Raw genomic sequence first — 7,829 nt, 5'->3', positions numbered from 1 at the left:
CCAAAGTTTAGGTTATGCCTTGTTAGCAGGTTTACCCCCTGTCTATGGTTTGTATGCCGCTATTATTCCTGTTTTGTTATATGCCTATATTGGTGCAAGTCAGACTCAAGCGGTAGGGCCTGTGGCAATCACTTCTATTATGACCGCACAAGCTTTATTGCCTTTTGCCCAAAGTCAAACCTTAACTTATATTGCATTAGCGGCTTGTTTGGCCTTATTGGTGGGTTTAGTGTTGTTAGGCGCAGCATGGCTAAAACTCGGTTGGATTATGCAATTTATGAGTCGTGGGGTGATGGCTGGTTTTATTACAGGCGCGGCTTTATTAATTATGACAGGGCAGTGCAAATATATTTTAGGGCTAAACGTACAAGGAGATACTGTTTGGCAGCTCTTAGCTGGTTTTTATCAGCAACAAGCATTGATTAATCAACAGGCCGTCATCTTAGGTTTGGTGGCGGTATTTTTATTGATAGCTAACCGTCATTATAGCCAAATACTGTTGGTAAAATTAGGTTCTTCGCTTTATCTTGCTAATATCATTAGCAAATTGATACCCATTATGGTGATTGCAGGTGCGAGTCTGTTAGTCTGGCAACAGTCATTAAGCTTGGCAATAGTTGGTGATATTCCTATTGGTTTGCCGCAATTTGTCTGGCCAGCTCTACCAATCGTCGAACAGTGGCGCGCGCTTATCAGCTCAGCCTTGTTAATCGCTTTAGTTGCGTTTATTAGCAGTGCCTCAGTAGCAAAGTCGGTTGCCTTGCAACGTCAAGAACAGTTTGATGCTAATAAAGAATTATTAGGTTTGGGATGTGCCAATATCGGTGCTGCTTTTTTTCAAGGCTTGCCAATTACAGGTGGTTTTTCGCGTACTGCGGTCAACTTGGAGGCAGGGGCAAAAACACCTTTAGCTGGTGTGGTTTCGGCTTTGGTGATTGCCGTTGTTCTCGTGTTATTAAGCACATGGTTTTATTATTTACCTTTAGCGGTATTAGGTGCAGGGGTAATTGTTGCTGTTAGTCAGTTATTAGATATACAAACCGTAAAAATGGCTTGGCAACACGATAAAAGTGAAGCCTATGCCTACTTAGCAACTTTAATGGGCGTATTGTTAGCAGGTTTACAGGTAGGATTATTATTAGGTTTGTTTGTGTCTTTAGCGGCATTGATTTGGCGTAGTCATCAACCTCATGTTGCGGTTGTTGGTCAAGTTGGTACGACAGAGCATTTTAGAAATGTACAACGTCATCAAGTGACAACATGGCCAAATTTGTTGTTAATCAGAATTGATGAAAATTTATTTTTTGGCAATAGTGAAAGTATTGCCAATCGAATTTGGCTAGAAATAAATCAACAACCTAAGCTCACAGATGTGGTATTAATTTTTAGTGCAGTCAATCATATTGATTTATCATCACAGTTAATGCTAGACAATCTACAACAGCAATTAGCTCAGCGACAGATTAATATTCATTTTGCAGAAATTAAAGGCTTTGTTATGGATACTTTAGTCAATACGCCCTTGTTAAAAAATTGGCAAGGTAAAATTTTTGACACAACAGAGCAGGCAGCAAATAGCCTTAAACCGCAAGTGCCTGAACCTGAATATAATTTGTAAATATAGGAGAGATAAAATGACCCAACAAATCGGTTTTGCTGGACAATTATATCCAGAACAAATGCAAGAAGTTGCAAGCCGTGGCTTTAAGTCGGTGATTAATAACCGCCCAGATTATGAAGAAGGCGCACAACAGCCAACCGCCGCACAAGTACAAGCTGCTGCCGAAGCTCAAGGTTTAAGTTATGTACATCAGCCTGTGATTAGTGGCCAAATTACCCAAGAAAATGTTGAGCAGTTTGCCAAATATATCAATGAATTACCTAAACCTGTTTTAGCGTTTTGCCGCACAGGTAATCGCTGCAACAATTTATATCAATTAGCCAAACAAATGGACTTATTGGATGATTAGTTTAAAAATTGGGACTTAGGTTAATTCCTAAGTCCTTCAATCCTTTAAACAGCCTGAGTTAATGCCTGTTCAATATCGGCAATAATATCATCAATATGCTCAATTCCAATTGATAAGCGCACCATATCCTCAGACACGCCTGCGCGTTTTAACTCATCAGCGTTTAACTGACGATGGGTAGTACTAGCAGGATGGCAAGCCAAAGATTTAGCATCGCCTATGTTAACTAAACGTAAAATCATTTTTAGGCCATCAATGAACTTTGCCCCTGCTTCTTTGCCACCCTTAATGCCAAAGCTTAAAATGCCAGACGCATAACCATTGCTAATTTTTTGGCAGGTTGTGTTATATGGGCTGTTATCTAAAGCAGCATAGTTAACCCAAGAAACTTGTGGGTGATTTGCTAAATAACGTGCAACCGCTAAAGCATTACTACAATGACGCTCCATGCGTAAAGCAAGTGTTTCTAAGCCTTGTAATAATAAAAATGCACTATGTGGTGCAAGTGCCGCACCTGTATTGCGTAATGGCACAACACGACAACGACCAATATACGCCGCAGCACCTAAAGCAGCGGTATAAACCACACCATGATAAGACGGATCAGGCTCGTTTAACATGGGAAAGCGGTCTTTGTTGGCCACCCAATCAAACTTACCGCTATCAATAATCATGCCTCCAATGGTTGTACCATGACCACCAATATATTTGGTTAAGGAGTGAACGACAATATCGGCACCATGTTCAAATGGGCGGCATAAGACTGGCGTAGCAACGGTATTATCCACAATTAATGGCACACCATGTTTGTGCGCAATTTCGGCCAAGCGTTGTAAGTCAACAACATTGCCCGCAGGATTACCAATAGACTCACAAAAAATGGCTTTAGTTTTACTATCTATCAAACGGTCAAAAGCCTCGTAGTCATCGTGAGAGGCAAAACGAACTTCAATGCCTTGGCGTGGCAAAGTATGGGCAAATAAATTGTATGTACCACCGTATAATTGAGACGTACTGACGATATTGTCACCAACTTCGGTAATTGCTTGAATAGCATAGGTAATCGCCGCCATGCCTGATGCTAACGCCAAACCACCAATACCCCCTTCAATTTGAGCTAAACGTTGTTCTAAAACAGCGGTAGTTGGATTCATAATCCGTGTGTAAATATTACCTGCAACTTTTAAGTCAAATAAATCAGCTCCATGTGCGGTATTATCAAAGGTGTAAGAGGTTGTTTGATAAATGGGTACAGCGGCTGCTTTAGTGGTGGCTTCTGATTCATAGCCATAATGTAAAGCTAGGGACTCAAGTTTCATATTATTTCCTAAATGGGTTATTAAATTATTGGTTAGAAAAATATAGCCTAAACAATAAATAAAAAAATCTAATTATTTGGCATATCTATATAGCTTTAACACATAACATTAAGGTGCATCATCACCAACACTAATCGTTGGTTGCTTTTGTTCTAATAATTCAGGTGGTAAAGTAGTTGGTTCATTCACTTCAAACTCAGGCTTAATATTTTTACCTAAAACGGTTTGACCTTCAAAACTTAATGATTTAACACTGTATTCTAATACTTCGCCTTTGCTTGTCGGGCCTCTAAATTTAACAGGAAAGTTTCGATAATCAATGGCTAACCAAACATCATAGCCTTGTAAGGCAGTACCTGTGCTAATGTTAACGCGTTGACCTTGTAAGTGTAGAGTTCTTAAGACGCCAGCAGGCAGTTTAATATCTTCTTGGGCAATAATTTTTAAATCAATATTATAAATAGCACTGCCTGTGGTTACTTGCATTTGGTTATTTTTGCCAGCTTCAAAATTGACGGCAACTTGAAATGGCAAGCTGGCTGCATCTTGAATTTCGCCTTGTAACGCAGAATATTTCACATCGTTATTTTTGCCGTATCGAATACTGCTTGTACTTCGGTCTATATCAGCAAAATTACGCAATTTGTTATTAACATACATTTTGTAGTGTTCGGGATGAATACCACTTTGTGACACGCTGCCTTCACTCACCATTTTGACACTAAAGCCAAATTTAGACGCTTCATTTTCAATATAGTAACTTTCACCTTCCATACGCCAAACTTGTTTAATGTTGCCACTAAAGCCCATAAATGAGGCTTTGTAGGTTGCCATAATTTCAATGGGGAAAGAGGGGGGCGGTTCATTAACAGGTGGTGTAGGTGGTGTTTTGGCTAATTCTTCGGGTGGCGGAGGTACAGTATCGCCTAAAGGCACAGCATTGTCAGGCGTGCCTTGGGTTTGATTGTCAGTTTGTGGATTTTCTGGAACAGTATTATTACTGTTATGACTGTTGGGCAAAGGGTCGCCACTTAAAATCGGTGGTTCTTCGACTTTAGGTTTAGTGGGGTTTTTAGCCAGTTGTTTTTTCGGTGCTTTGGGCTGTTCTTTGGGAGCAACTTTATTGGCCGCAGGTGGTGCTTCTTCGACAATAGTGACAATAGTTGCGCCTAATTGTGCTTTAGGACGCGCAGGCGGCTTAATATTGAGTTTAACGCGTGGTACAGACTCCGCTTTTTTCTTAGACAACACTTCATCCGTGTTATCAGCAAGTAAGTCAGGTAGCTCAAATTCACCATCCCATAACAAGGACAAATGAACTAACAACGATAACCCCAAAGCAGTCGCTAAGGGGCGGCGTTTAAATCGTTGTGTTAGTTTGGCTAAAATCACGCGTTAACAACCTATTCGCTCAAACGTGCAAACACACGTTCTGCGGCATCTAAGGTAGCTTGAATGTCGGCTTCACTATGCGCACTAGAAATAAAGCCAGCTTCAAAAGCAGAAGGGGCTAAATACACGCCTTCTTCTAACATTAAATGGAAGAAACGGCGGAAACGCTCAACATCACAAGCCATTACATCGTCATAAGAACTAATGTCTTTTTTGCTGGTAAAGAATAAACCAAACATACCGCCTACTTGGGTGGTGGTAAAGGGAATATTCGCAGCATCAGCACGTTGTTGTAAGCCAGCTAAGAGTTTGCTCAAATTGGCGGCAAGCTGCTCATAAAAACCAGTTTGGCTAATTAAGGCTAACATTGCTAAGCCTGCACGCATTGCTAAAGGATTGCCTGATAATGTCCCTGCTTGATACACACCGCCTAAAGGTGCGATACATTCCATGATTTCACGTTTGCCACCAAAAGCACCCACAGGTAAACCAGCACCAATCACTTTACCTAAGCAAGTTAAATCGGGTTTGATGTTGTATAAGGCTTGTGCGCCACCTAAAGCAACCCTAAAACCTGTCATCACTTCATCAAAAATTAAGACTGCATCATATTGGGTACATAAGTCACGCATAGTTTGTAAAAATTCGCGGCTTGGTGGTACACAGTTCATGTTACCAGCAACAGGCTCAACAATCACACAAGCAATTTCGTGGCCAAGCTGGGCAAACAGTTGCTGTAAAGCGTCGATATTATTGTAGGGGAGAGTCAGTGTGTGTTGGGCTAAATCGGCGGGTACACCTAAAGAGGTGGGTACACCTAAGGTTAATAAGCCTGAGCCAGCTTTCACTAATAAAGAGTCCGCATGGCCGTGATAACAACCTTCAAATTTTAATAATTTATCGCGTTTGGTGTAACCACGAGCCAAACGAATCGCGCTCATGGTGGCTTCTGTGCCAGAGCTAACCATTCTCACCATATCCATAGAGGGCATTAATTCACACACACGATCAGCCATATTAATTTCGGCTTCGGTCGGCGCACCAAAACTTAAACCATCAACCGCAGCTTCTTGTACGGCTTTAACAATATCAGGATGGGCATGACCTAAAATCATCGGCCCCCATGAGCCAACATAATCAATATAAGGTTTGTCATCAGCATCCCACAAATAAGCGCCTTGGCCTTTTTTGAAGAAAATTGGTGTACCACCTACGCCTTTAAAAGCACGTACAGGCGAGTTGACTCCACCAGGGATATGACGACAAGCAGCAGCAAATAATTCTTGATTACGACTCATGGAGAAACTCTATAACTAAAATAACCGTAAATACGCCTCAGCCTGTTGGCAAATATTGGCTGTAGGCAAAGCAAATATATCACTAATTACCGCAAGATAATCAGCCCCTGCATCAATCAGTGGTCGAGCATTGTCCAAGTTTATGCCGCCAATAGCAACTACAGGTAAGCTAAACAATTGTTTGGCTTGCGTTAATGTCTGTAGATCGGCTGCTTGTGCTAAGGGTTTGGTGCTGGATGGATAAAATGCGCCAAAGGCTAAATAGCTTGCGCCTTGAGTGGCGGCTTGTTTGGCAAACTCAAGCGAGTTATGGCAGGTTGCGCCAATAATCGCGTCTTGACCCAAACGTTGACGCGCTAAAGCAATTGAGCCATCTTGCTGCCCCAAATGCACACCAAGCCCTAATTGCGCTGCAAGCTCAAGATCATCATTAATAATCAAGGGTACGTTGTAGCATTGGCATAGGGCTTTAAGTTGTTGTGCTTCATGAAAACGTTTGCTGGTGTCGGTTGATTTGTCACGATATTGAATTAACTTTGCACCACCAATTAAGGCTTGCTCAACAGCAGGCAATAAACGTCCTGCTAATAACTGGCTATCGGTGATGAGATATAGGCCATGTGTGTGGTTCATGTTTTTAAATCTACAAAAATATAAGAGATAGCGATGGCATTCCCTCTCCTGTTAGGAGAGGGCTAGGGTGAGGTCAACCCCCTCCCAACCTCCCCCTAAATTAGGGGGAGGAGTGAATGCGTCTAGGAATAGCCTGTCCATTTTTATGAGGAAAATCAGCGTTTTGTAAACTATGTTGCAACCAAACTTCAGCACGAGTAACAGCTATTGGTAACGGTAAACCATTGGCAATACCAGCACTAATCGCTGATGCTAAACTACAACCAGAACCATGAAATTGGGCGTTTAAACGCGGCCATTGACTGGTTTGAATGAGTTTATTGTCTTGATATAAACGATTACGCAACATTTGCCCGTGTTCGTGACCGCCTTTGAGTAAAACTGCTTTTACACCTAAGTCACTTAAGGTTTTAATCACATCTGCTTCATTATCAACAACGGATAAGCCCGTTAAACGCTCGGCTTCTACGGTATTGGGTGTTAACAAATGGGCATAAGGAAATAGTTGTTTAAGGCTATCAATAAAACCTTCTACAGTGAGTGAGCCGCCACTGTTGGCGACTAAAACAGGGTCTAAAATCAGGGGGAGATGAGGGTGTTGTTGGCAAATTTGTTTAACCACAGCAACCGCTTCGGGTGTTCCCAACATACCGCATTTAATAGCTTTAACAGGTAAGTCGGCCAAGACTTTGGTGGCTTGTTGTGCTAATAAATCAGCATCAACTGTTTGAAAGCCATATACTTGTTGGCTGTCTTGAATGGTTAATGCCGTGCAAGCAACGGCTGCATGAGCTTGTAATGCAGCAATGGCTTCAATATCGGCTTGTAAACCAGCTCCACCCGAAGGGTCTAAACCACTAAAACATAACACAACAGGACGCATGGGATTTTCCTATTTTAAGATTGGTTTAAGAACTATAAATAATAGGGAGTATTAGCGACTTTTAAAATAGATCACTAGACTCTGTATCTTTCCACTGTAAAAATGTTGACCAATCAGCCACAAAAAGTTGCCACAAACACAAAAAGCTGGCATAAACTTAGCCCACTTTAAAATAGCGGCTTTTTAGCCATATATTGGGACTTTAGACACCGTTGTGTCAGTCTACTCTGAATTAAATGCTGTAAATAAGAGTTTATCAAAATCGCCGTAAAACCTCGCGCCTTTAGGCCGAGGATATAAGGCGGTGACACGACAGCTTATCAACCCCTTGCGA

7 protein-coding genes are annotated in these 7,829 nt (G+C 41.6%); 2 read left to right on the top strand and 5 right to left on the bottom strand.

Annotated features, from left to right (window positions below; all coding sequences use genetic code 11):
• Positions 1 to 1,618: SulP family inorganic anion transporter (locus Q0212_RS12540; protein ID WP_297926028.1), on the top strand; the 1,618-nt coding region annotated here is incomplete at its 5' end.
• A gap of 16 nt (positions 1,619 to 1,634) precedes the next feature.
• Complete coding sequence (locus Q0212_RS12535; protein ID WP_297926026.1) at positions 1,635 to 1,970, top strand: TIGR01244 family sulfur transferase; 336 nt, start codon at positions 1,635 to 1,637, stop codon at positions 1,968 to 1,970.
• A 44-nt stretch (positions 1,971 to 2,014) separates the two neighbouring features.
• On the opposite strand, the gene Q0212_RS12530 is transcribed toward Q0212_RS12535, so the two are convergent.
• The 5 genes from Q0212_RS12530 to Q0212_RS12510 all read right to left on the bottom strand — a co-directional run bounded on the left by Q0212_RS12530 (position 2,015) and on the right by Q0212_RS12510 (position 7,495).
• Positions 2,015 to 3,289, bottom strand: coding sequence for an aminotransferase class I/II-fold pyridoxal phosphate-dependent enzyme (locus tag Q0212_RS12530; protein WP_297926023.1), 1,275 nt, complete (start codon positions 3,287 to 3,289; stop codon positions 2,015 to 2,017).
• Positions 3,290 to 3,397: 108 nt separating this feature from the next.
• Positions 3,398 to 4,681 carry a DUF3108 domain-containing protein gene (locus Q0212_RS12525; protein ID WP_297926022.1) on the bottom strand — a complete coding sequence of 428 codons (1,284 nt, stop codon included), beginning with the start codon at positions 4,679 to 4,681 and terminating at the stop codon, positions 3,398 to 3,400.
• An 11-nt stretch (positions 4,682 to 4,692) separates the two neighbouring features.
• Positions 4,693 to 5,979 carry a glutamate-1-semialdehyde 2,1-aminomutase gene (gene hemL, locus Q0212_RS12520; RefSeq protein ID WP_297926020.1) on the bottom strand — a complete coding sequence of 429 codons (1,287 nt, stop codon included), beginning with the start codon at positions 5,977 to 5,979 and terminating at the stop codon, positions 4,693 to 4,695.
• A gap of 15 nt (positions 5,980 to 5,994) precedes the next feature.
• Positions 5,995 to 6,612 (bottom strand): thiamine phosphate synthase, encoded by a 618-nt coding sequence (thiE, locus tag Q0212_RS12515; RefSeq protein ID WP_297926018.1) that lies wholly within the window; start codon positions 6,610 to 6,612, stop codon positions 5,995 to 5,997.
• Between the two features lie 100 nt (positions 6,613 to 6,712).
• The gene (locus tag Q0212_RS12510; RefSeq protein ID WP_297926016.1) at positions 6,713 to 7,495 is read right to left on the bottom strand and encodes a hydroxymethylpyrimidine/phosphomethylpyrimidine kinase; all 783 of its coding nucleotides are present in this window, start codon (positions 7,493 to 7,495) and stop codon (positions 6,713 to 6,715) included.
• Positions 7,496 to 7,829 lie beyond the last annotated feature (334 nt).

Source organism: uncultured Agitococcus sp., assembly GCF_937920075.1.
Lineage (GTDB): Bacteria > Pseudomonadota > Gammaproteobacteria > Pseudomonadales > Moraxellaceae > Agitococcus.
The sequence above is the reverse complement of the archived record's forward strand: the minus strand, read 5'-3'. Positions and strand labels throughout refer to the sequence as shown.

Coding starts and splice junctions, on each gene's coding strand:
- Q0212_RS12535 (WP_297926026.1), top strand. CDS start 1,635: ATGACCCAACAAATCGGTTTTGCTGGACAATTATATCCAGAACAAATG.
- Q0212_RS12530 (WP_297926023.1), bottom strand. CDS start 3,289: ATGAAACTTGAGTCCCTAGCTTTACATTATGGCTATGAATCAGAAGCC.
- hemL (WP_297926020.1), bottom strand. CDS start 5,979: ATGAGTCGTAATCAAGAATTATTTGCTGCTGCTTGTCGTCATATCCCT.
- thiE (WP_297926018.1), bottom strand. CDS start 6,612: ATGAACCACACACATGGCCTATATCTCATCACCGATAGCCAGTTATTA.
- Q0212_RS12510 (WP_297926016.1), bottom strand. CDS start 7,495: ATGCGTCCTGTTGTGTTATGTTTTAGTGGTTTAGACCCTTCGGGTGGA.